Genomic DNA, 1141 nt, shown 5'->3' with positions numbered 1-1141 from the left:
ATATGTTTTTAGGTGCAATCAAATCAGGTCATACTACAATAGTTCAATTAAGTACAGGAGGTGTTACTAACAATCAATTTTGATGTGTTAAGATAGCAGAACCTACACAGAAGTTAATTTATTAGTATAATTGCGGCTTGTATCTAAATATTTTGTTGTGCTAGCGTTAGTATTTGAAGATGATCATTATGTTGCTATTAATAAGCCGAACGGTTTGTTGGTGCACCGAACCAGAATAGCAGAAGAAAAAAAAGAGTTTGCCTTGCAGATGCTGCGCGATCAGTTGGGCTACCATCTGTATACTATACACCGCCTCGATAGAGGAACATCTGGTGTATTGCTCTTTGCCAAAACTCCGGAAGCAGCGGCAGCACTTGTAAAGGCATTTGAGGCGCGTGAGCCTGATAAAACTTACTTTGCTGTTGTGCGAGGCTTTTCACCGGAGGCTGGTACCATCGATAGCCCTATACGACCGGACAAGGATCATAAGCATAAAGAGCCACAGGAGGCTGTTACGCATTTTACTGGGCTTGCAACAGTGGAGTTACCGATAGCTGTTGGCAGGTATGCGTCTTCGCGGTACAGCTTGGTACGCGTAAAGCCTGAAACTGGCCGCATGCACCAGATCCGAAAGCATTTTGCCCATATCAGGCATTATATTGTCGGAGATAAACGGCATGGAGACTGGCGACACAACAAAATGTTTTTAGAAGAACTTGACAGTTCTTTTCTACTGTTGCACGCAGCAGAATTATCGTTTCTGCATCCTTTTACAGGGCAACAGGTAAGTATAAAAGCCCAGATGCCGCAGAACATGCTACGGCTATGCGCTCATTTTGGGTGGAATGATGTACTGGCGCAACAGCAGGCACTTCCTCAGCCAATACCTTTACTTATAACCTAAAGACGCGCTGTACCATTTCTACCTGCGTGCGAGCAACTAAATCGTTTTTAGAATCAGCATTAAGCACCATCAGCATATATGCCATAGGTGAAAGGCGCCAGTCCTGCACCATTTCTCCCTGCCGTGATCGATAAACAACCTTAGAGGCTGTTTTGATTTAGTTGAGTAAAAAAGCAGGTGTCGGTTGTTGGGTAATAAAAGTTTACAGACTTATGACTTACCCAAGCGATTTAACCG

General features: G+C 43.7%; 1 protein-coding gene. It reads left to right on the top strand.

All coding sequences use genetic code 11. The features are described from left to right. Nucleotides 1-157 precede the first annotated feature (157 nt). Complete coding sequence (locus ACFQ2O_RS21760) at nucleotides 158-904, top strand: pseudouridine synthase (protein WP_377533035.1); 747 nt, start codon at nucleotides 158-160, stop codon at nucleotides 902-904. Nucleotides 905-1141: the final 237 nt, after the last annotated feature.

The sequence above is a fragment of the Pontibacter rugosus genome (assembly GCF_042678745.1).
In the GTDB taxonomy this organism is placed as follows: domain Bacteria; phylum Bacteroidota; class Bacteroidia; order Cytophagales; family Hymenobacteraceae; genus Pontibacter; species Pontibacter rugosus.
The sequence above is the reverse complement of the archived record's forward strand: the minus strand, read 5'-3'. Positions and strand labels throughout refer to the sequence as shown.